The organism is Amycolatopsis sp. Poz14 (assembly GCF_006704225.1).
GTDB classification, from domain to species: domain Bacteria; phylum Actinomycetota; class Actinomycetes; order Mycobacteriales; family Pseudonocardiaceae; genus Amycolatopsis; species Amycolatopsis nivea.
Genome location: NZ_JACLHD010000002.1, coordinates 289,476 through 309,862, shown reverse-complemented (window position 1 = coordinate 309,862; position 20,387 = coordinate 289,476). Strand labels below are relative to the sequence as shown.

General features: G+C 69.0%; 21 protein-coding genes. 14 read left to right on the top strand and 7 right to left on the bottom strand.

The annotated features are described in order from the left end of the window. Positions 1-38: 38 nt before the first annotated feature. The 5 genes from FKO37_RS45190 to FKO37_RS45170 all read left to right on the top strand — a co-directional run bounded on the left by FKO37_RS45190 (position 39) and on the right by FKO37_RS45170 (position 3,265). Entirely contained in the window at positions 39-614 is a 576-nt protein-coding gene (locus FKO37_RS45190) for a PH domain-containing protein (RefSeq protein ID WP_037816017.1), read from the top strand. 1 nt (position 615) lies between these two features. Continuing rightward, entirely contained in the window at positions 616-1,545 is a 930-nt protein-coding gene (locus FKO37_RS45185; RefSeq protein WP_037816016.1) for a hydroxymethylglutaryl-CoA lyase, read from the top strand. A gap of 40 nt (positions 1,546-1,585) precedes the next feature. Then, positions 1,586-2,113, top strand: coding sequence for a GNAT family N-acetyltransferase (locus FKO37_RS45180; protein WP_238608551.1), 528 nt, complete (start codon positions 1,586-1,588; stop codon positions 2,111-2,113). Between the two features lie 82 nt (positions 2,114-2,195). Continuing rightward, positions 2,196-3,005, top strand: coding sequence for a TNT domain-containing protein (locus tag FKO37_RS45175; RefSeq protein ID WP_238608550.1), 810 nt, complete (start codon positions 2,196-2,198; stop codon positions 3,003-3,005). Beyond that, positions 3,002-3,265, top strand: coding sequence for a hypothetical protein (locus FKO37_RS45170; RefSeq protein ID WP_037816012.1), 264 nt, complete (start codon positions 3,002-3,004; stop codon positions 3,263-3,265). Before FKO37_RS45175 ends, FKO37_RS45170 begins: the two co-directional genes overlap by 4 nt. Here FKO37_RS45170 and hisN read toward each other — a convergent pair. Beyond that, positions 3,259-4,050: a histidinol-phosphatase gene (hisN, locus tag FKO37_RS45165; protein WP_037816009.1), complete on the bottom strand. Its 792-nt coding sequence runs from the start codon at positions 4,048-4,050 to the stop codon at positions 3,259-3,261. The genes FKO37_RS45170 and hisN overlap by 7 nt on opposite strands. A gap of 42 nt (positions 4,051-4,092) precedes the next feature. On the opposite strand from hisN, the gene FKO37_RS45160 reads away from it, so the two are divergent. After that, positions 4,093-4,794 (top strand): response regulator transcription factor, encoded by a 702-nt coding sequence (locus FKO37_RS45160; RefSeq protein WP_009072764.1) that lies wholly within the window; start codon positions 4,093-4,095, stop codon positions 4,792-4,794. A gap of 12 nt (positions 4,795-4,806) precedes the next feature. Further along, complete coding sequence (locus FKO37_RS45155) at positions 4,807-6,090, top strand: ATP-binding protein (protein WP_037816408.1); 1,284 nt, start codon at positions 4,807-4,809, stop codon at positions 6,088-6,090. Here the strand turns inward: FKO37_RS45155 and FKO37_RS45150 are convergent. Genes FKO37_RS45150 through FKO37_RS45135 form a run of 4 tightly spaced genes read right to left on the bottom strand, consistent with a single transcriptional unit; the run spans position 6,014 to position 10,049 of the window. Beyond that, positions 6,014-6,718 (bottom strand): HAD family hydrolase, encoded by a 705-nt coding sequence (locus FKO37_RS45150; protein ID WP_238608549.1) that lies wholly within the window; start codon positions 6,716-6,718, stop codon positions 6,014-6,016. The genes FKO37_RS45155 and FKO37_RS45150 overlap by 77 nt on opposite strands. Continuing rightward, positions 6,715-7,239, bottom strand: a complete 525-nt coding sequence (locus tag FKO37_RS45145; protein WP_037816006.1) for a GtrA family protein — start codon at positions 7,237-7,239, stop codon at positions 6,715-6,717. Before FKO37_RS45145 ends, FKO37_RS45150 begins: the two co-directional genes overlap by 4 nt. A gap of 37 nt (positions 7,240-7,276) precedes the next feature. Further along, positions 7,277-7,777, bottom strand: coding sequence for a GtrA family protein (locus FKO37_RS45140; RefSeq protein WP_037816005.1), 501 nt, complete (start codon positions 7,775-7,777; stop codon positions 7,277-7,279). Positions 7,778-7,787: 10 nt separating this feature from the next. Beyond that, entirely contained in the window at positions 7,788-10,049 is a 2,262-nt protein-coding gene (locus FKO37_RS45135; protein ID WP_238608548.1) for a sigma-70 family RNA polymerase sigma factor, read from the bottom strand. Between the two features lie 256 nt (positions 10,050-10,305). Here FKO37_RS45135 and FKO37_RS45130 point away from each other — a divergent pair, with 256 nt between their 5' ends. After that, positions 10,306-11,157, top strand: coding sequence for a hypothetical protein (locus tag FKO37_RS45130; protein WP_037816002.1), 852 nt, complete (start codon positions 10,306-10,308; stop codon positions 11,155-11,157). 53 nt (positions 11,158-11,210) lie between these two features. Next, complete coding sequence (locus FKO37_RS45125; protein ID WP_037816406.1) at positions 11,211-12,539, top strand: glycosyltransferase 87 family protein; 1,329 nt, start codon at positions 11,211-11,213, stop codon at positions 12,537-12,539. A 167-nt stretch (positions 12,540-12,706) separates the two neighbouring features. On the opposite strand, the gene FKO37_RS45120 is transcribed toward FKO37_RS45125, so the two are convergent. After that, positions 12,707-13,069 carry a hypothetical protein gene (locus FKO37_RS45120; RefSeq protein WP_158714527.1) on the bottom strand — a complete coding sequence of 121 codons (363 nt, stop codon included), beginning with the start codon at positions 13,067-13,069 and terminating at the stop codon, positions 12,707-12,709. Between the two features lie 1,033 nt (positions 13,070-14,102). Here FKO37_RS45120 and FKO37_RS45115 point away from each other — a divergent pair. Then, complete coding sequence (locus tag FKO37_RS45115) at positions 14,103-15,287, top strand: 5-(carboxyamino)imidazole ribonucleotide synthase (protein WP_037815999.1); 1,185 nt, start codon at positions 14,103-14,105, stop codon at positions 15,285-15,287. An 11-nt stretch (positions 15,288-15,298) separates the two neighbouring features. Continuing rightward, the gene (purE, locus tag FKO37_RS45110) at positions 15,299-15,796 is read left to right on the top strand and encodes a 5-(carboxyamino)imidazole ribonucleotide mutase (protein ID WP_134668765.1); all 498 of its coding nucleotides are present in this window, start codon (positions 15,299-15,301) and stop codon (positions 15,794-15,796) included. A 53-nt stretch (positions 15,797-15,849) separates the two neighbouring features. Here purE and FKO37_RS45105 read toward each other — a convergent pair whose 3' ends face one another. Continuing rightward, on the bottom strand, positions 15,850-17,523 hold the full coding sequence (locus FKO37_RS45105; protein ID WP_238608547.1) for a class I adenylate-forming enzyme family protein: 1,674 nt from the start codon (positions 17,521-17,523) through the stop codon (positions 15,850-15,852). 119 nt (positions 17,524-17,642) lie between these two features. On the opposite strand from FKO37_RS45105, the gene FKO37_RS45100 reads away from it, so the two are divergent. The 3 genes from FKO37_RS45100 to FKO37_RS45090 all read left to right on the top strand — a co-directional run bounded on the left by FKO37_RS45100 (position 17,643) and on the right by FKO37_RS45090 (position 20,386). Further along, positions 17,643-18,800 (top strand): acyl-CoA dehydrogenase family protein, encoded by a 1,158-nt coding sequence (locus FKO37_RS45100; RefSeq protein ID WP_106961293.1) that lies wholly within the window; start codon positions 17,643-17,645, stop codon positions 18,798-18,800. Positions 18,801-19,274: 474 nt separating this feature from the next. After that, complete coding sequence (locus tag FKO37_RS45095; protein ID WP_037815995.1) at positions 19,275-19,748, top strand: hypothetical protein; 474 nt, start codon at positions 19,275-19,277, stop codon at positions 19,746-19,748. Then, positions 19,745-20,386, top strand: a complete 642-nt coding sequence (locus FKO37_RS45090; protein WP_238608546.1) for a DUF3558 domain-containing protein — start codon at positions 19,745-19,747, stop codon at positions 20,384-20,386. The genes FKO37_RS45095 and FKO37_RS45090 overlap by 4 nt, the downstream gene beginning before the upstream one ends. Position 20,387: the final 1 nt, after the last annotated feature.

Below are 20,387 nucleotides of genomic sequence, written 5' to 3'. Positions count from 1 at the left end.
CCACCACATCGGCACACATTCGCAGGGGAGCGCCCGCCGTGGCCTATCCGGACGATTTGCTCAGCCAGAACGAACGCGTGGTGGTGCACAGCCACCCGCATTTCAAGATGCTGATCTTCCCGTTCCTGGCGTTCGTGATCACCGTCGGCGCCGCGGTGTGGCTGCTCGTGGTCACGCGGGACCTCGCCGGTCCGTGGAACAACGTGTCGATGATCGCGATCGCGGTGGTGGCGCTCGTCCTGGTGGTGTGGCTGTTCCTCGCGCCGCTCGTCCGCTGGCGCACGACGCACTTCATCGTGACGACCGACCGGCTGATCGCGCGCGAGGGCGTGCTCAAGCGCACCGGCATCGACATCCCGCTGTCGCGGATCAACAGCGTGCAGTTCGAGCACGGCCTGCTCGACCGGATCTTCGGCTGCGGCACGCTCATCATCGAATCGGCCTCGGACGAGCCGCTGCGCTTCGATGACATTCCCCACGTCGAGCACGTGCACACGGTCATTTACCGCGAAGTCAACGACAATCCCTACGACGACTACCACGGCGCGCCCGGTCCGCAGGACACCGAACCTCTGCCCCCGCGCGGCCGGGAACCGCGCGGAAGGAGACGCTGACGTGGGTGCTCGAGAGGTCGGCCTGCCGGAACGGGTCCCCGCGGGCGGGTTGCCGCCGCGGGTCGAGATCTGGGAGGTCGGGGCGCGCGACGGGCTGCAGAACGAGAGCTCGGTCGTGCCGGTCGAGGTCAAGCTCGAATTCCTGGACCGGCTCGCCGGCGCCGGGCTGACCACCCTCGAGGCGACCAGCTTCGTGCACCCGAAGTGGGTGCCGCAGCTCGCCGACGCCGAACAGCTGCTCGCCGGGCTCGACCGCCACGACGGCGTCCGCTACCCGGTGCTGGTCCCGAACGACCGCGGCCTCAACCGCGCGCTCGACGCGGGCGTCGACCACATCGCGATCTTCGCCAGCGCGACCGAGACCTTCGCCCAGCGCAACCTGAATTCGACCTTCGACGACCAGTTCGGCATGTTCGAACCGGTCGTCACGCGGGCCCGCAAGGAGGGCCTCGAAGTCCGCGGTTACCTGTCGATGTGCTTCGGCGACCCGTGGGAGGGCGTGGTCGACGTGGAGCAGGTCGTGCGCGCGGGCAAGCGGCTGCTCGACTTCGGCTGCTCGCAGCTTTCGCTCGGCGACACCATCGGCGTCGCGACCACGAACCAGGTCACCCGGCTGATCGAGGCGTTCGGGGACACCTCGGCACTCGCCGTGCACTTCCACGACACCTACGGCCAGGCGCTGGCCAACACCGAGGCCGCGCTCCGCGCCGGTGTGTCCACTGTGGACTCGTCGGCCGGCGGCCTCGGCGGCTGCCCGTACGCCGAGTCGGCGACCGGCAACCTGGCGACCGAGGATCTGGTCTGGCTGCTGGAAGGGCTGGGTGTGGAGCACGGCGTCGATCTCGGCAAGCTGGTGGAGACCAGCGTGTGGATGGCAGGGCAGCTCGGCCGTCCGTCGCCGTCGCGGGTCGTGAACGCGCTTGCCGGATAGCGCTCCCGAATTCGTTCCGCTCAGCGCGGAGACATGGCCGTTGTTCGAGCGGCTCTTCGGCCCCGGCGGGGTACAGGGCGGCTGCTGGTGCACGTTCTTCCGGCTCAGCGGTCCGGACTACAAGGCCGCCGGTCGCGACGGTCGCAAGGAGCATGTCCGAGGCGAGGCCCAGGACGGGAAACCGTTGGGGCTCTTGGGCATCGTCGACGGCGAGCCGCTGGGCTGGGTGGCCGTGTCGCCGCGGAAGGACAATCCGCGGCTGGCGCGGTCGCGCGTGATGGCGTCGGACGAACCCGGCGCGGTCTGGTCGGTGACCTGCTTCTACATCCACCGTCGTGGCCGCCGTCGCGGGCTGGCGTCGGCGTTGCTGCGGGCTGCCGTGGACTACGCCGCCGAACAGGGCGCGGAAACTGTCGAGGGGTATCCGGTGGAGGTCGGCCCTCGGTCGACCTCCTCGGACCTCTATCACGGCACTGCCGGCATGTTCGCCGACGCGGGGTTCGAGGTGGTCGAGAAGCGCGGCGCGGCCCGCGCGTTGGTGCGGCGGCGCATCGCGATCGCCCGATAAGGTGGGCTTCCCGTTCGCCCGGAACCTCCTGGTGCGAGCGAGCGTCCGACCCGGTGCCGGCACGACCGAGAAGAGGGTGCCAGTGTCCGACCAGCCCGAACCGGCAGACACCGACGTCGCCACCGGCCCGGTGCGCGTGCCCGCCCAATACGGCGGGCTGCTGCACCGCGGCTTCGACGAGGTGCCCACCCCGCCTTCGGGCACCGGCGTGCTGCCCGCGCACAGCCGTCCGCCGGTCGGTTCTCCGCGCACCGACCGGGAAAGCGTGCTGGCGCTGTTCGCCGTCCACATGTTCCCGCTCGGGCATTTGCCGGTGGCGGCGGACCGTCCGGACCGGCAGTTGCCGCTGCCCGCGGACGCGGGCGCCGAGGGCGCGCGGCGTCCGTTGTTCGACCATCCGGAATCGGCGTTGCTGGACGACTCCGCGGTGCTCGGATACGTCAAGCAGGGCTTCCGGCGTTCGCCCGCGCCGCCGGTGGACCCGGAGCCGCCCGAGGCGGTCGTCGAAGGCTATGTCGCGCCGGAGGGTCCCGAGTGGGAGAGCCGGTTCGTGGTCGGCGCCGAGTACGTGTGGCCGCCCGCGGAGGGCGGCGTCGAAGAGCCGAATCCGGTGGTACTGCCGGAAAACACGCTGCTGGACCGTTTCGGCAGCGACCACGGCCGCGTGTTCGCGCCGGACGGCACGCCGTTCGCGGAACGCGCGCTGCCGCCCGCCGCGCTGCGGTCGGGCTACCGCCGGTATCGCGTGCTGAAGCCGATGCCGGTGTGGCAAACCACGTCGGCGGAGTGGTTCGACGGGCCAGGCGGCGGAATCCGCTACCGTGCGGTGCTCTCCGCGGACGAACTGGTCACGCTGGGATTCCTGGTCGACGTCACGCGGGAGGCACGATGAACACCCAGTCGATTCGCAAATGGCTGGACGTCATCGGAGTGCCCGGGGAAGTCGTGTCGATCGGCCGGGAAGCGGACAACACGTGGTGCCTGCTGCCGACCGCGGACGGCGGCTGGGAAGTGTTCTGGCGCGAGCAGGGCAACCGCTACGACTGGGCCGCGTTCACCTCCGAGCAGGTCGCCTGCCACTACCTCTTCGGCAGGCTGACCTGGTCACAGGTGGCGCGCGGCGCGGTCGGCGTGCTGCCCGGCGCTCACTGACGGCGGAGCACGGCCAGCGCTTCGTCGTGCAGGAGGCCGTTCGTGGACAGCGCTGAGCCGCCCTCGTAGGTCTCCGCACCGGAAAGATCGGTGAACCGCCCGCCCGCCTCGGTGACGATCACCTGCGCGGCGGCGACGTCCCACGGGTTCACGATGCACTCGGCCGCGACGTCCATCGCGCCTTCGGCGACGAGGCAGTGGCTCCAGAAATCACCGAACGCGCGGGACTCCCAGCACGCCTCGGTGAGCGCCAGGTACTTCTCGCGGGAGTGGTACTCGGTCCAGCTGTTCAAGTCCGTCGTGGACAGATAGGCGTCGCCGAGCGTCGCTACCTTCGACACCGACATGCGCCGTTCGCCCGCCGCGTCGCGCAGGTGCGCGCCCTCGCCGCGAGCCGCCCACCAGCGCCGGCCCAGCAACGGCGCGCTGATCATGCCGACCACCGGCGTGCCGTCCTCGACCAGCGCGATCAGCGTCGCCCACACCGGGAGTCCGCGCAGGAAGTTCTTGGTCCCGTCGATCGGGTCGATCACCCACGCCCGGCCCTCGCTGCCCGCCGAGCCGCCGCGTTCCTCGCCCGCGACCGTGTCGCCGGGCCGCTGCGCGGCGAGGATTTCGCGGATCGCGTCCTCGACCGCGGTGTCGGCGTCGGTCACCGGCGTGCGGTCCGGTTTCGCGGACACCGCGAGGTCGAGCGCACGGAAACGGGCAGTGGTCAGCGCGTCGGCGGCGTCCGCCAGCCGGGTGGCGAGAACGAGGTCATCCGAGTAGGCAGGCACGGTCACGATGGTTTCACGCCCGTTCGCCGTAAGGTTGGCCAGGTGAGCATGGTCCTACTTGCCGAAGACGATCCGGCCATCGCCGAGCCGCTGTCCCGCGCGCTGCACCGGGAGGGGTACGAGATCGAGGTCGTGACCGACGGCCCGGCGGTGCTGGCCGCGACCGCCGCGCACCGGGTCGACCTGCTCGTGCTCGATCTCGGGCTGCCCGGGATGGACGGGCTGGAGGTGTGCCGCAGACTGCGCGCGAGCGGCACCGAACTGCCGGTGCTGATGCTCACCGCGCGCACCGACGAGGTCGATTTCGTCGTCGGCCTCGACGCGGGCGCGGACGATTACGTGGCCAAGCCGTTCCGGCTGGCCGAACTGCTCGCGCGGATCCGCGCGCTGCTGCGCCGCCGGGTGCCGGAGGTGCTGGAGGCCGGCGGCGTCCGGATGGACCTCGGCGCGCGACTGGTCACTGTGGACTCGCACGAGGTGCAGCTGGCGAACAAGGAGTTCGAGCTGCTGCGCGTGCTGATGAGCCGGGCCGGGCAGGTCGTCAGCCGCGACGAGATCCTCGCCGAGGTGTGGAACGACCTCGAGTCCAAGACGTCGAAGACGCTCGACATGCACATGTCCTGGCTGCGCCGCAAACTCGCGGTCGCCGCCGACGAGGCGGCGGGCAGGCAGGCGAAGCCCGCGCACTCCGACGCCGAACGGCGCATCGCGACCGTGCGCGGCGTCGGGTTCCGGTTCAATGTCGAGTAGCCGCCGATGAGCATGCGCCGCCGGATCCTGCTGGCGATCCTCCTCGCCGTGCTGGTCACCGCGGCCGTGCTGGGCATCCCGCTCGGCGTCACCGCGTGGCGGCTGGTGGAGAACCTCAACCGGGAAAGCCTGGCCGAACGGGCGCGCAACATCGCCGCGACGGTCGACACGCAGGTCGCGAACGGCCAGGAGATCGACCTGGAGCAGTTCCGGGTCGGCGTTCCCGAGGGCGGCATGCTGATCGTGCGCGCCGAGGGCTTCAGCGAAAAACACCTCGGCGCGAACCCCGGTCCGGACCCCGTGGTCGAATCGGTGCCGACCGCGCGAAGCGGCACCGTGATGCTGGCGATCCCCAGCGGTCCGGTCCGCACGAAGCAGACGCAGGTGACGCTGCTGGTCGTGCTGCTGGTGGTCCTGTCGGTCGGCACCGGCACCGTGGTGGCGACAGTGACCGCGCGCCGCCTGGCGAAACCGCTCCGGCACGTCGCAGACCGCGCGTCCCGCCTGGGCGGCGGCGATTTCCGGCCGGATCCGAGCCGCTACCGCGTGGCCGAACTGGACATGGTCGCGGAAGCCCTGGACACGTCGGGGTCCGCCTTGGCACAGCTCGTGCAGCGGGAACGGCAGCTGGTCGGGGACGTCTCGCACCAGCTGCGCAGCCGGTTGACCGCGCTGCAGCTCCGGCTGGAGCCCTTGACCGGCCACGAGGACCCGGATGTCGTCGAGGAGTCCCGGGCCGCGCAGGAACAAGCCGACCGCCTGGCGCAGGCCCTGGACGAACTGCTTGCCGCCGCGCGCGCTGCCCGCGAGGTAGACGCCGAACCGGTCGATCTGCCGGTGGCGTTGCCCGCTGTCGCGGAGGAATGGCGTCAGCTGCTGCGCGTCGAGGGACGGAATTTGCGCCTGAAGGTCGCAGACGGCTTGATGGTGCGCGTGACTCCGGCGCGGCTGCGCGAGGTGATCGGCGTGCTGCTGGACAACGCCCTCCGCCACGGAGCGGGGACGGTCACGCTGTCCGCCCGCCGCGGCGACGCGGAAGGGACTGTGGTGATCGAAGTCGCGGACACCGGGTCCGGAGTGCCGGACGAAATCGCGCCGCACATTTTCGAACGCGGTTTTTCTGGTGGCGGTTCGACCGGTGTGGGTTTGGCTCTGGCCCGCGCACTGGTCGAGGCGGACGGCGGACGGCTGGAACTGTCGAATAAGCGTCCGGCGATTTTCAGCCTGTTCCTGAAGGTGCCGCGCCCGGACGAGGTAGGCGAATTGCGGTGGCCTGCGGAGCCGGTTCCTCGCTGAGGATCCGAACGGCTTCCCGCAGGTCAGCCGCGATCCGGTGCGGTGGCTGACCTTGCGGCCACGTGCGGTGGTGGCTGATCCAGAGTGTGCGCAGTCCGGCGTTACGCCCGCCCGCGATGTCCAGATCAGGGCTGTCACCGATGACCCAATCGTCGGGGGTCAGCATGGTTCCGCAGTTTTGCGCGGCGAGCTGGAAGATGCGCGGATCGGGCTTGCGCAGGCCGACGGCACCGGAAATGCAATAACCGTCGACTGTGTTGGCGAGGCCGGTTCGGTGGAGTTTCGCCAGCTGGTTGTCCTGCATACCGTTGGTGACAATGCCGATTCGCCATCCCGCGGCGCGCAGGGTGCCGAGATCGTCCAGCACGCCGGGGTAGAGCTGCACCAATTGCGGAATCCTCGCGCGGTAACTCGCCCACAGTTGGTCAGCGGGTTCGACCAGATCGAACCGCTGCCGGACCTCCGCGAAGAACCGGTCCATCGGCCCGCCGCCCCGCGCTGAGATCAGCCAGGCTGCCGCGTCCCCGGGAAGCCGGTGCTGGGAGGCGAATTCCGCCGCCCAGCGGGAAAACGCGCCGCTGAGATCGGTCAGCGTGTCGTCCAGATCGACCAGCGCCAGCCGGGTCACCGGGGAAGCCGGGTGACCCCGTCCTTCCGCCGTTCCCCGAGCTCGTCCGGGAACACCCACTTCTTGAAGCCCCAGAACCGGAACACCATCGCCAGCAGCATGCCGATGATCGACCCGCTCGCGAAGTCCGCGACCTCCTGCACGAACCGCGACACGTGCGGCACTTCCAGGTGCAGCCAGTAGCGCGAGATCAGCAGCGGAATCAGGTTCACCACCACCGCGACCCCGCTGATCACGAAGAACAGCGTGGCCTCGTGGGCGCGTTCGCGGCCGCCGCGGGTGCGGAACGACCATTCGCGGTTGAGCACGTACGACACGATCGTCGCGACGATGATCGCGATCGCCTTCGCCGTGGTCGGTTTCGACTCCAGCACGCTGAGCTTCAGCAGGTACCAGACGCCGTTGTCGACCAGGAAGGTCGTGCCGCCCACGATCGCGAACTTCAGCAGCTCCCGGTGCCTCACGAGCACGGAGCGCAACGGCTCGGGCGTGCGGGCGAGCACGGTTTCGACGACGGTCACGTAACGCAGTCTAGAGAATTCGAGGTCACGGCAGGTCTCAGGCGGCCTTACGGTCCGGAATATCCGGATTGTCATTCCGCGCTGGTTCCGTCCGGGCGCCCTCCGTAGGGAACACCCACTTCTTGAAGGCCCACCAGCGGAACAGCGTCCCGAGCAGAGTGCCGATGATCATCCCGCTGACGAAGTCGGCCGTCTCCTGCCCGACCAGGCTCACGTGCGGCACCTGCAACTGCAGCACATAGCGCGAAACCCACTGCGGCAACGCGTTCAGCGCCAGCGCGACCCCGCTGAGCAGAAAGAACAGCGCCGCCTCGTGGGAACGTTCACGGCCGCCGCGGGTGCGGAACGACCATTCGCGATTCGCGACGTAGGAGAAGATCGTGGCGATCAGCACACCGACGATCAGCGCCGTGACCGGATGGGTCCGCAGCACGGTGAACTTCAAGGCGTACGTGATCGTCATCGTGATGACGAAGCTCGTCCCGCCGACCAGGGCGAAGCGGACCAGTTCACGGTGCTTCGCCAGGAGTTCGCGCACCTCGTGGACGCTACTCCGTGACCCAGCCGAAGAACCCCCGGGGCTCGACCGACGGCGGACGTTTGCCGTGGTTATCGGGTTTGCCCGGCTTGCTGTCCGAACCGGGGTTCGGCGGCGCGCTCGTGGTGGCGGCCGGGCTGCTCGACGTCGGGTCCGGGGTCTCGTCGTCAGGCGATGTCGAGGTCGGCAGGGTGGTGCTCGGCTTCGGGTGCTTGGACGAGTTCGGCGGGTGGCTCTTCGAGGTCGGGATCGGCAGCGTCGGCACCGACGTGGACGACATCGGCCCGAGCGTCGGGTCGTGGCACATGTTCCACCAGCAGCCGAGCTCCACCGCGACCGGTTGCGCCGAGGCGCTGCCGAGCGAGGCGTTCACGGTGACGGTGAGCGGGCCGTCGAACGGCTTGCGGTTCACGAGCACCCACAGCGACGCCTGCTCGCCGGGAGCCAGCGGTTTGGCGCTGGTGCAGCTCGTGCTCGAAGCGCCGGACGTGCACTTGAACTGCTTGAAGCTGACCTGCCCCTCGACGCGGTGGTCAAAGGTGATGGTCACGGGTTTCGTGCTCTCCCCGGTGTTCTGCACCTCAGCGTCGATGAGCGGCTGCAGCCGCCACATCCCTCCGATTGCCTTGGCCGACAGCGACAGAGCGTCCTTCGGGGCCTTGACCTTCACCTGCACGGTGACGTTGACGTTGACCGAAGCACCCGCAGTGACCGAACCGGTCACCTCGCCGCCCTTCGCGCTGTCGTCCGCCTGCAACCGGAACATCAGCACCGCCGATTGCCCAGGCTGCAATCCGCTGCCGGTCTTGCAGGTGACCGTGCCTTCTCCACCCGGGCACGCGACCTGCATCGGCCCCGACTGCGCGGCCGCCTCGCTGGAATACGCACCAGCCGCGCCGCCGCCGTTCGCCTGAACGGCCCGGACACCAGGCGGCAGGTTGAGCGTCGCCTGGACCGGTTCGGACACGGAACCGCCGTTGTTGCGCACGGTGATCGGCAGCGCGACCGGTCCGCCGCCCGGCTGGAGTTCGACTCCGCTCGGCGGCATGGACGCGGACAGCTGCGGCGGCGCGGCAGGCGGGTTCTGGGCAGGCGGCTGCGCCGGCGGGGCGGCCGGGGGCGCCGCGGGCGGCGGCACAGCCGGAGGCGCGGGCTGGGCAGGCGGCGGGGCCGGGGGAGCGGGCGGCGCGGCCGGCGGAGGTGCGGGAGCGGGCTTCGGCGCGGGTGCCGGCGCGGCGGCCGGCGGCGCGGGGGCCTGCTGAGCAGTCGGAATGGTCTGCGTCCCGCCGCCCGCGGCCAGCGCGACCGCGACGGCGGCCACCATCGCGGCCCCGGACATGGCGACCCCGGCGAACTGCCGCGGCGCGGACGCGGCAGCCGCCGCACCCGCCTTGGCCCCGCCCGCTGCGGCGGCTCCGGCACCGACAGCGGCGGCACCGGCGGTAGCCGCGCTCGCCTTGGCCGCACCGATCGTCGCCAGGTAGCCAAGAGCGGCGCCGCCCAGGACGATCGGGGCGATGATCGCGCGCAGGCTGCCGTTGACGTCGGCCAGTTCGGCCGCCAGCACCCGGCACTGCTCGCATTCGTCCAGGTGGTTCTCGACCTGCGAGCGCTCGCGCTTCGAAAGTCCGTCGCGTGTCCAAGCACCGAGCCGCTCGGCGGTCGCGCGGCAGCGGTCCGCACCGGTTTCCTGCAGGTGGACTTGCAGATACGCCTGGCGAAGCCCTTCCCGGGCGCGGTACGCGAGCGCGGACACGCCGTTCGCGGTCAGCCCGAGCAGCGGCGCGACTTCAGCCGGGCTCTGCTGCTCGATTTCGGTGTGCCACAGGACTGCCTGCCAGCGTTCCGGAAGTCGCGCGAAGGCCTTCGCGGCCATCGTGCGCTCGAGGCCCGCGACGGCGGTGTCGGAGAACTGCACGGTGAGCGCCTCGCCGGCGGCACCGCCGACGTCGCTCATGTCCTCGTTGAGGTCGATCCGGCGGTCACGGCGCGTCTTGTCGTACGCGGTGTGACGCAGCGCAGTAAGCAAGTACGCACGGAAGGCGCTGTCCGGGCCCTTCCCGCCACGCAGCGTGTCCAAAACCTTCGAGAACGCCTCCGACACGAGGTCGTCGGCCTCCGAGCTGGACCGTGCGAGCTGGCGGGCGAGGTTGTGCGCGGCACCGCTGTGCCGCTCGTAGAGCGGACCGTAGGACGCGATCTTTCCCGCGCGCACCTCTGCGATCAGCTCGGCGTCACTCTTACCGGAGAGATCGGCGGGAACGGTGGACACGGGGCTCCTTCGATGCTCCACGCGCGGCGGACTCCACGCGCCTTGCTCCTTACAACGCACACCAAGTGTGACGGATGCGGCGACACTCGTCACGCCGTGGTCCGGCAGATGCCTCAGTAGGCGCAGCAAGTTCACCTCCTCGTCTGGTGATTACGCGAAAAAGATCGGGGAAAACGCGTCACGAGGGGAGTACCGCCGCGTCCCCTCCGTGATTGGGGAACAAGATCGACAGGTACCGGAAGGAGCTGGGGGTTCGGTGGACGTACCGGCGACCGGGGCGCGGTTCGGCTCCGCAGGCGACTCGTCGGGGGACGAGACGCGTGCGCGGTTCGAGCGGGACCGCCATTTGCGGGCATTGCGAGCTCGCTGGCGAACAGCCAGCCTCGCCGCCGGCTGGCGTTTCCCGAGCGATTGGGCACTGCCCGAAGTGGACGCGGTGTGCGCGGCCGTCGTCCGGCACGGTTCGACGGGCGCGGAGAACGCGCTGGCCGGACTCGGCAGGGCGCGGGCAGCGGCGGGAGCGGGGCTGTCGGAAACGCTGTCCGACCTGGCCGCTTTGCACGCGGTGCTCGCCGATCCGGACGCCGTCGACGGATTCGTCGCGCCGGATGTCGACGCCACCCCCGCCCGGCTGCTCCGTGTCACGGCGCTGGCCTGGGCAGACGTCGCGACCGACCAGCTCGTGCACACCGAGGTCACCGACCCGCTCACCGGCCTGCCGTCCGCGGCGTACCTGCGGACCCGGCTCGGCGAGATCTACCGAGGCGGGGTCAACGAGGCGAATGTGCTGCTCACCGTGTCGCTGGACTTGACGTCAGTGTCCGGCTGGCCGCGCTTGACCGCCATGATCCTTGCTGCGGACGCGGTCAAAGCCGTGTTCGACACCGGCGAGTGCTACGCGACGATCGGCCCGTCCGCGGTCGCGGTGCTGGCCGAACGCAACGAACGCCTGGCCACGCGCGGGGTCGCGCTGCGAAGGGCGCTCAACGAACGCCTTTCGGTGGACCCGCAACTGCGCGACGTCGCCCGTCCGCTCGTGTCCGCTGTCCGGTTGCCGGGGACGCACGACCGGGCGTGCGAGCTGCTGACGGAATTGGCGCACAGCTGAGCCCCGGTCCCCCTTCCCGACCAGCATTCCCGCACTCGTGCTTTCCTGGTGTGGTGACCAGGACCGTACCCTCCGCTGCTGACGGCGAAGCTCCGGTGAATCGATCCGGGCAACCCCGGCTGGCTCTGCGCCGATCTCTGGCACGGCTGTCCGTGCGCCCCCGGTCGATGCTCATCCTCGCCGTGTTCCCGCTGCTGGCGATCGCGGTCGGGTTCTGGGGCTGGACGCACGACTGGAACCTCGGCGTGGACAGCGCGGTCTACCGGGCAGGCGCGCTGCAGCTGCTGCGCGGCGACAACCTCTACGACGCGAACACGCTGCCCACCGAACCGGGCTGGGCGCTGCTCCCGTTCACCTACCCGCCGACCGCGGCGCTGCTGTTCGCGCCGCTCGCGGTCGTGCCAGTGCAGGTGGCCTGGGGTTTCCTCACAGTGGCGTCGCTGGCCGCGCTAGCCCTGTCGATCCGGATCGCGATCGGCGCACTGCCCCGCCCGGCCGCCGACGGTCCTCGCTGGTGGGCCTCGCCCGCCCGGTCGACCATCGTGTTCTTCCTGGTCTTCCTCGGTTTCGAACCGGTGTGGCGGACGATCTTCCTCGGTCAGATCAACCTGATCCTGATGGCGATGGTCCTGCTGGACATGCTCGTCATCGGCGCCCGCGGCAGCCGTTGGGGCGGGGTGCTGGTGGGCCTCGCGGCGGCGATCAAGCTGACCCCCATCGTGTTCCTCGGCCACCTGCTGGTCACCGGCCGCTGGAAAGACGCCCTGCGCGGGTTGGCGACCTTCGTCGGCATGCAGGCGCTGCTGTTCCTGATCAACCCGCACGATTCGTGGAAATACTGGACCAAAACGCTCCCCGACACCGGCCGGATCGGCCCGGTGCACTGGGCGGGCAACCAGTCGCTGAACGCCCTGATGAACCGCGCCACGGACCTGGCCCCGTGGGCCTCGACCGCAGCGACCGCGATCGGCCTGGTGCTCGCCATTCCGGCCCTGTGGCTGATGTTCCGCTTCCACCGGCGCGGCCAAGCGCTTGCTGCGCTGCTAGTCACCGCGTTCTGGATCCTGCTGATCTCGCCGATTTCCTGGTCGCACCACTGGGTCTGGGTTGCGCCGCTCGTCGTGCTCCTGGTGTCCAGACTGCCGAAAACCACCCCGGCGACCGCCTGGAAACGGTGGCTGGGCACGTTCCTAGTGGCGTTCGTCTTCGTCAGCTGCGTGCTGCTGATCTTGCCAAACGGCCGAAATGTCGAGCTGCATTGGAAGGTGTGGCAGAACATCCTCGGCGACGCTTACATCCTCACGCCGGTCGTGCTGGCCATCGCCCTGGCCGTGCGGTGGGGCCTGCAGCGGCGAGCTCGCAACCGTATTGGTTCTTCTTAGCCCTTTTGCCCTGTTCAGGGTCTTGCCGACCGTTTTTGTCGGTGGCGACGGTTACTGTCTGAATCGCGGTCGTTACGTGGCCGTCCGGAGCCCTGGCTCGCGGACGGGCACGGCCCTCGTTCTGCTCCCGCGTTAAGCGGACAGATCAACCGAATAGTGAGCCCTAGTCAGTTCTCCGAGCCACCGTAGAAGTCGCCCAGCGCGGTGCGGGTGTACTGAATGAGCAACTCGGCGTGCGCGAAGTCGTCCGGAAGACATTCGCGCGCGGCGGTGAGCAACTCGTCAAACCGGAACGGCGGGGAGACGGTCTTGGCAAGCGGGTGCCGTTCGCGGAGCTGCTTCATCAACTCGGCGAGGTAAATCACGGCCGAGTTGGAGTCGGTAGTCCAGAGCCAGACGAGGACGTCGCCGAACCCGGCGGGAAAGGCCAACGGCCGGGACGCGCCGGTGAGCATCCCAGTGGCCACTCCGGGGAGGCTGGCTTGGCGAAGCGCGTAAAGAACCGGCCGCGGGAGGGTGACAGAGTCCATCCAGCCATCCTGCTGCAGCGGGCCGCTCCGGGGTGGGCTTTGACGCGCGGGTGTCGCCTGCTTGCGGGCTGGGTGCTTGGTGGTTGCTTCCGTCAGCTCGCTCCGGCTGGTGCTTGGTCAGACGGGTTCTCTGGGGTGCGCCGGAGCTGGTGCCCGCTGCCGGGTCGAGGCATGGCCGGTGCGCGCTGGAGCCGGTTATCGCCACGGCCGGTACTTCGCCGCAGGCGGTACGCCGCCATCGCCAGTTCCCGTCGCAGTCGATAACTCACCAAGGCCGGTTTCCGCCGCAATCGGTTCCTGGTTTCAGCCAGCGAACCCTCGCTGTCCCGGCCCGCCCGCACCCCGTCCGCGTTCGCCTTTGCCCTTCCTGCTCCCAGCCGGTTTCCGGCGTCAAACCGCGCCGCTCGCCGTATCGGCCCGCCCGCACCCCGCCTGCAGCCGCCCTGGCCTGCCTGCGCCAGCCGGTTCCCGCCGCCTGTCCGCGAACCCTCGCCGTCTCGGCCCAACCGAAGCCGCGTGCGGTCGCCTTCACCCTCCCGCCGCAGTCGTTTTCCGGCGTCAAACCGCAACCCCTCCCGGCCAACCGCACCCCGCCCTCTGCTGCCTTGGCCTTCTTGCCGCAGCCGGTTCCCGCCACCGGCCCGCGCCCCCGCAGCCACGGCCTAACTGCACCCTGCCCGCTGCTGCCTTCGCCTTCCCGCCACAAACCCGCATCGCTCGCCGTCGCGGCCCAACCGCACTCCACCTGCTGCCGCCTTGGCCAGCCAGCCGCAGCCAGTTCCCGCCGCCAGCCCATAACCCCCGCCGCCCCGGCCTAGCCGCCCGCCGCCTTGGCTGCCCGCGGGAGCCGGTTCCCGCAACCCTCCCGCCGTCCCGGCCCAACTGGCCGCAGCCTTGGCCCGCTCGCCGCAGCCAGTTCCCGCCGCGAACCCGCACCCCCGCCGCCCGAGCCCAACCACACCCCACCCGCAACCCCCTCCGCCGCAGGTCGCCCGTGGTCCGCCACTTCTCGCCCAGTAACCTGGGCTGCGTTATGGACAAACGAACCGGTCTTCCCATCGTCGGCATGGTGGGCGGCGGGCAGCTCGCCCGCATGACGCAGCAGGCGGCGATTTCCCTCGGCCAGTCGCTGAAGGTGCTGGCGGCCGACGAGGGCGACGCGGCGGCCCTCGTCGCGAGCGACGTCGTCATCGGCCACCACACCGACCTCGACGCGCTCGTCGACTTCGCCCGCCAGGTCGACGTGGTCACCTTCGACCACGAGCACGTGCCCGGCGAGCACCTGCTCACCCTCGCCACCGAGGGCTTCGTCGTGCGCCCCGCGCCGACCGCGCTCGGGTTCGCGCAGAACAAGCTCGTGATGCGCGAAATGATGGCCGGCCTGGGCGTGCCGGGCCCCGCCTTCGCCGAAGTGTCCACTGTGGACGATGTGGTCGCGTTCGGCGGCGAGCACAGCTGGCCGGTGGTGCTGAAGGCGTCGCGCGGCGGGTACGACGGCCGGGGCGTCTGGATGCTCGACACCGCACAGCAGGCCCGCGAGACCGTTCCCGAACTCCTCGAGGCCGGCACCGAGCTGCTGGTCGAGGAAAAGGTCGCGATGAAGCGCGAGCTGTCCGCGCTGGTCGCGCGTTCCCCGTTCGGCCAGGGAGCGGCGTACCCGGTCGTCGAGACCGTACAGACGAACGGCATCAACACCGAGGTCCTCGCCCCGGCACCGGGGCTGTCCGAGTCGCGCGTGCACGAGGCGCAGGAGCTGGCCCTGCGCATCGCGTCGACGCTCGACGTCACCGGGCTGCTCGCGGTCGAGCTGTTCGAGACCGAGACCGGCCTGCTGGTCAACGAGCTGGCGATGCGCCCGCACAACTCCGGCCACTGGACCATGGACGGTTCGCGCACGTCGCAGTTCGAGCAGCATCTGCGCGGCGTCCTGGACTACCCGCTCGGCCGCACCGACCTGATCGCGCCGGCGTGCGTGATGGCGAACGTGCTCGGCGCGGACGTCTCGCCGCAGATGAGCCCCGACGAGCGCGTGCACCACCTGTTCGCGCGCTTCCCCGAGGTGAAAATCCACCTCTACGGCAAGCAGGACCGGCCCGGCCGCAAGCTCGGGCACGTCAACTTCATCGGCGACCGCATGGACGACCTGCGCAATCGCGCGCTGCTGTCCGCGCACTGGCTGTCCCACGCCGTCTGGCTCGACGGCTACGAGATCCACTGAAGGGGAACACAATGGCGCCGCAGGTGGGCGTGATCATGGGCAGCGACTCCGACTGGCCGGTGATGGAGGCCGCGGGACAAGCGCTGGACGAGTTCGGCGTCGAGTACGAGGTCGGCGTCTACTCGGCGCACCGCACCCCGCAGCGGATGCTGGACTACGCGAAGTCCGCGGCCGACCGGGGCATCCGCGTGATCATCGCGGGTGCGGGCGGTGCCGCGCACCTGCCGGGCATGGTCGCGTCGGCGACCGTGCTGCCGGTGATCGGCGTACCGGTTCCGCTGAAGTACCTGGACGGCATGGACTCGCTGCTGTCGATCGTGCAGATGCCCGCCGGCATCCCTGTCGCGACGGTGTCCGTCGGCGGGGCGCGCAACGCCGGTCTCCTCGCGGTCCGGATCCTCGCCGCCGCTGACCTGCAGTTGCAGGCGAAGCTGACGCAGTTCCAGGAGGACCTGGAGCAGCTCGTCTTGGACAAGGACGCCAAGCTCCGCGAAAAAGCGGGCAAGTAAGTCCGGGCACGCGGATGCCGGTCCAGAACCGGCATCCGCGCACTCCCGCAGACTCAGGCCGGGTCTGGCAGCTGCTTGCGCAGTTCGCGCTTCAGCACCTTGCCCGCCGCCGACACCGGGATCTCCGCCACGAAGTGCAGTTCCCGCAGGCGTTTGTACGGCAGCACCTTCTCGTTCACCGCCGCCATCAGCTGCTCGGCGTCCACTGAGGAGTCCGGCTTCCGCACCACGAACGCCACCGGCAGTTCGCCGACCTCCGGACTCGGCCGTCCGACCACCGCCGCGGACAGCACGCCCGGCGACGCGCTCAGCAGTTCCTCTAGCTCGCGCGGAAAGACGTTGTATCCCTTGTACAGCAGCATGTCCTTCTTGCGGTCCACAATGGACAGGTAGCCGTCCTCGTCGAGGACCCCGATGTCGCCGGTGTGCAGCCATCCGTCGACCAGCGCGGCAGCGGTCTCTTCCGGACGGTTCCGGTACCCGCGCATCACCTGCGGCCCGCGCAAGCACACCTCGCCCTCCTGCCCAGGTGGCAACGGCTCCTCGCTGCCGTCCGCGACGAGCTTGACCTCGGTGTCGAAGATCGGCCTGCCGACCGACCCCACCTTGCGCACGCCGGACCGGTAACTCGGCGAGATCACCGCACCCATCGTCACCTCGGTCAGCCCGTAGCCCTCCGCGATCACGACGTCAGGGAACCGCTGATGCAGCGCGCGGATCATCTCGTGGCTCATCGGCGCCGCACCGGAGCCGATGTTGCGCACCGACGACAGGTCAGCAGTGTGGAACGCAGGCGTGGCCAGCAGGGCCGCGAACAGCGCGGGCGCGCCACCGATCGTCGTGACCTGCAGCCTTTCCGCGTCCGCGACGTACGCGGCCGGGTCGAACCGGGCGTGCAGCACCGTCGTACCGCCGCCCATCAACGGCCCGTTGAGCCCCGCGATCACGCCCATCGCGTGGAACCACGGCGTCAGGTTGATGCCGGTGCCGGTGCCAAGCCGGGTCGGCCATTCGTCCGGGCTGCCGATCTGGTCGATCGTCACGTCGCCGTTCGCGTCGAGCGCCGGTACCGACCCGGTCGACCAGCAAGTGTGCTGCAGCGTATTCGTGACGACGTTGCGATGCGTGAGCTCAACGCCCTTGGACCGCCCGGTCGTGCCACCCGTGTAGGCGAGATGGGCGAGGTCGTGGTCCACGTCGATCGGCACGTCAGGCCTGGTTGCGGGCTGATTAGCGAAGAACTCGCGGAACTCGACGCTCCCCTCGCCGAGCTCGCCGGTCGGCGCGACGACGATCGTGTGCCGTGCCGGAATCCGGTCGGCGACCGCCGCGAGCGTGCCCGAGACCGGCCCGAACGTCACGACCGCGGCGGCCCCGCAGTCAGTGAGCTGGAAGGCGAGGTCGTCCGGCGGGAGCAGCGGGTTCGTCGGACTGAATGTCGCCCCGGCCAGCAGGATGCCGTGGTAGGCGATCGGATACGCGAGACAGTTCGGCAGGTGCACGGCGACCACGTCGCCCCGCCCGATGCCGCGGGCGAGCAGTGCTTGCGCGAACTGGCAGGCGGCCTGCCAGGTCTGGGCGAACGTGAGCTGGTCGCCGTCCATGGCGAACGCGACCCGATCGCCGTAGCGCGTCGCGGCGCCGGCGAGTACCGAACCGATCGGCACCTCGGGGTAGTCAAGGGAAGCGGGCAATCCGGGCGGCGGGGTCGACGCAGTGGCAGCCATCGCTTGACCATACGAACGGTGAGGCCGAGGACACAAGAAGCGAGCTGCCGCGTTCGGAGTGAACGCGGGCTAACATCGAGGGACTTTCTCCCGTTTCGCTGCAGAAGAGGTGACTGAAGGTGGCCGAGGGCCTGTATCAGCTGGCCGAAGAGCACGAGGAACTGCGGGCCGCGGTCCGGGCTCTAGCCGAAAAGGAGATCGCGCCCTACGCGGCGGAGGTCGACGAGCAGGAGCGCTACCCGGTCGAGGCCAACGAAGCGCTGATCAAGGCGGGTTTCAACGCCGTCCACATCGGCGAGGAATACGACGGCCAGGGCGCCGACGCCATCGGCGCGTGCATCGTGATCGAGGAAGTCGCGCGCGTCGATGCGTCCGCGTCCCTGATCCCGGCGGTCAACAAACTGGGCACGCAGCCGATCATCCTGTCCGCTTCGGAGGATCTGAAGAAGCTGGTCCTGCCGTCGATCGCCTCGGGTGAAGCCTCAGCGTCGTACGCCCTGTCCGAACGAGAGGCCGGTTCGGACACCGCGTCCATGCGCACCCGCGCCCGCCTGGACGGCGATCACTGGGTCCTCAACGGAACCAAGTGCTGGATCACCAACGCCGGCGAATCGTCCTGGTACACGGTGATGGCCGTAACCGACCCGAACGCGGAAAAGAAGGCCAACGGCATTTCCGCATTCGTCGTGCACAAGGACGACCCGGGATTCTCGGTAGGCCCGAAGGAAAAGAAGCTGGGCATCAAGGGCTCGCCGACCCGCGAAATCTACTTCGAAAACTGCACCATCCCCGCGGACCGCATCATCGGAGAACCGGGCACCGGCCTGAAAACCGCCCTGCGCACCCTAGACCACACCCGCCCGACGATCGGCGCACAAGCCCTGGGAATCGCCCAAGGAGCCCTGGACGCCGCCGTCGCGTACGTCAAGGAACGCAAGCAGTTCGGCAAGGCAATCGCAGATTTCCAAGGAATCCAGTTCATGCTGGCCGACATGGGAACGAAAATCGAAGCCGCCCGCCACCTCGTGTACGCCTCCGCAGCCTCCTCCGAACGAGGCGACAAACGCGCTGGCTTCACGGCATCGGCAGCAAAGGCGTACGCATCCGACGTGGCAATGTCAGTGACGACGGACGCGGTGCAGCTGTTCGGCGGCGCAGGCTACACGCGTGACTTCCCGGTGGAACGGATGATGCGCGACGCGAAGATCACGCAGATTTATGAAGGCACGAACCAAATCCAAAAGGTCGTCATGGCGCGGGCCCTGCTGAAGGGCTGAGTTCTCGGCACTCCGTCGAAGAGCCCCACTGCCCGGATCGGGTGGTGGGGCTCTTTTCGTGTCCGAACCTGCCGTGACTTGGCTACTGTCTCGTCGGGGAGGCCGTGTCCGCAGGGGAGAGACTGTCGTACGAAGGTGCGGTTCGCAAGCTTGACCGCAGTTGCACCGATAAGTACACGGTCGATGTATCGGTTGGTCTAGGAGCCTCAAGGGTCGGCAGGCAGGATCCGTGTGATGCCGCAGCAACGGTCGCAGACATGGTTATCGCCAACCTGAAGCGGAAGGCGAGCACCTAACCGTGGCTTGCGTAGCTGGTGGCACGCAGCGGTTTGGGCTGCTCGGCGTAGCGCACAGTGGGGTGAGTTTGCCTGTTTCCGGCACCCCGGTGTGAGCAGTTGGTTACAGTGGCATCCGGAGGGGCCTCTGACTGGTTGCCTGGTCAAGAGGCGGTGCACGGGCACGGGAGGGGCAGGCATGGCTGAGGACGGCCTGGGGAAAGCGATAGAAACGACCGGGTGGCTGACCGGGCTGCCGATCACCGTCGTGGGCACTGCGATGAACGTCGCTCAGGGGGTGTCGGACGCTGCCGCGGTGGCATCTGCCACGAAGGCAGGTGCCGGATTCACCCTGAGTCCGGATGAGGCTCGTTCGCTCCTCGAGCGGGCGAAGAGGCTCAGGGAAAACGTGGCGAAGATGCAGGCGGATGCGCAAGCGCTGGCCAGGCTCACTCCGCCCTCGCCGGACCCGGGAAGCGTGGGATTCAACCAGCAGGCGGTCACCACTTTCTCAGCGGGCAGGGACTCGCTGAATGCCATGGACCAGTACATGGTGGAGTTGATTGGCCGCCTGGAGAAGGCATTGGGCATCGTCAGCGAATCGGACAGCCATGCAGCTGCGGACGTGAAGGCTGTCGGAGAGACCGAGCAGGGCAAGGGGCTACTTGGATGAGGATGCGGTTCTCGGTCTCGGTTGTCAGCGTCGCGACGGCTGTATTGCTGGCGGGGTGCTCCGGCGGTTCGACGCCAAGTACTTCTCCTGGCGCGACGAATGCTCCCCCGTCATCTTCCGCAGCGGGCAAGACGTTGCCGTATGCGGGTGCTCCGAAGGTGGAGCATCCATTGCCGGAGTCGGTGTTGTCCGTGCATCCGTGTGACGGTGCGCTTACTTCGGAGCAGGTGAACACTCTTCTCGGGAAGCCGACGCAGGGTGAACATGCCGACAACCCAGCACTCGGGGCAGAGTGTCATTGGTCGAACAAGGATGCCGGCTCATTGGCTACGGTGCTCTATACGACCAAGGTGGCAGATGGGTTAAGCGCGGTATATGCGAACACGAAGCCACAGTCGAAGTTATGGCGCCCGTTGTCCCCTATTCAAGGCCTTCCAGCTGTAGCTTCTTCGGTTTATCAGCAGCAGGCAGGGAAAAATTCTTTCTGTCAAGTGACTGTTGGTATTAGTGACCAGAAAACAATTGATGCATCAGTCACGATTGGCTATTCGCAGATCGGCAAGACGGATCCGTGTGATGCGGCGGCGGTCGTTGCGGACATGGTGGTCACCAATCTGAAGAAGAAGGCGGGGGAGTGAC

Bases quoted from the DNA above. Each gene is read 5' to 3' on its own strand.
- FKO37_RS45170 (WP_037816012.1), top strand. From the start codon at position 3,002: ATGAACACCCAGTCGATTCGCAAATGGCTGGACGTCATCGGAGTGCCC.
- FKO37_RS45160 (WP_009072764.1), top strand. From the start codon at position 4,093: ATGGTCCTACTTGCCGAAGACGATCCGGCCATCGCCGAGCCGCTGTCC.
- FKO37_RS45155 (WP_037816408.1), top strand. From the start codon at position 4,807: ATGCGCCGCCGGATCCTGCTGGCGATCCTCCTCGCCGTGCTGGTCACC.
- FKO37_RS45120 (WP_158714527.1), bottom strand. From the start codon at position 13,069: ATGGACTCTGTCACCCTCCCGCGGCCGGTTCTTTACGCGCTTCGCCAA.
- FKO37_RS45115 (WP_037815999.1), top strand. From the start codon at position 14,103: ATGGACAAACGAACCGGTCTTCCCATCGTCGGCATGGTGGGCGGCGGG.
- purE (WP_134668765.1), top strand. From the start codon at position 15,299: ATGGCGCCGCAGGTGGGCGTGATCATGGGCAGCGACTCCGACTGGCCG.
- FKO37_RS45105 (WP_238608547.1), bottom strand. From the start codon at position 17,523: ATGGCTGCCACTGCGTCGACCCCGCCGCCCGGATTGCCCGCTTCCCTT.
- FKO37_RS45095 (WP_037815995.1), top strand. From the start codon at position 19,275: ATGGCTGAGGACGGCCTGGGGAAAGCGATAGAAACGACCGGGTGGCTG.
- FKO37_RS45090 (WP_238608546.1), top strand. From the start codon at position 19,745: ATGAGGATGCGGTTCTCGGTCTCGGTTGTCAGCGTCGCGACGGCTGTA.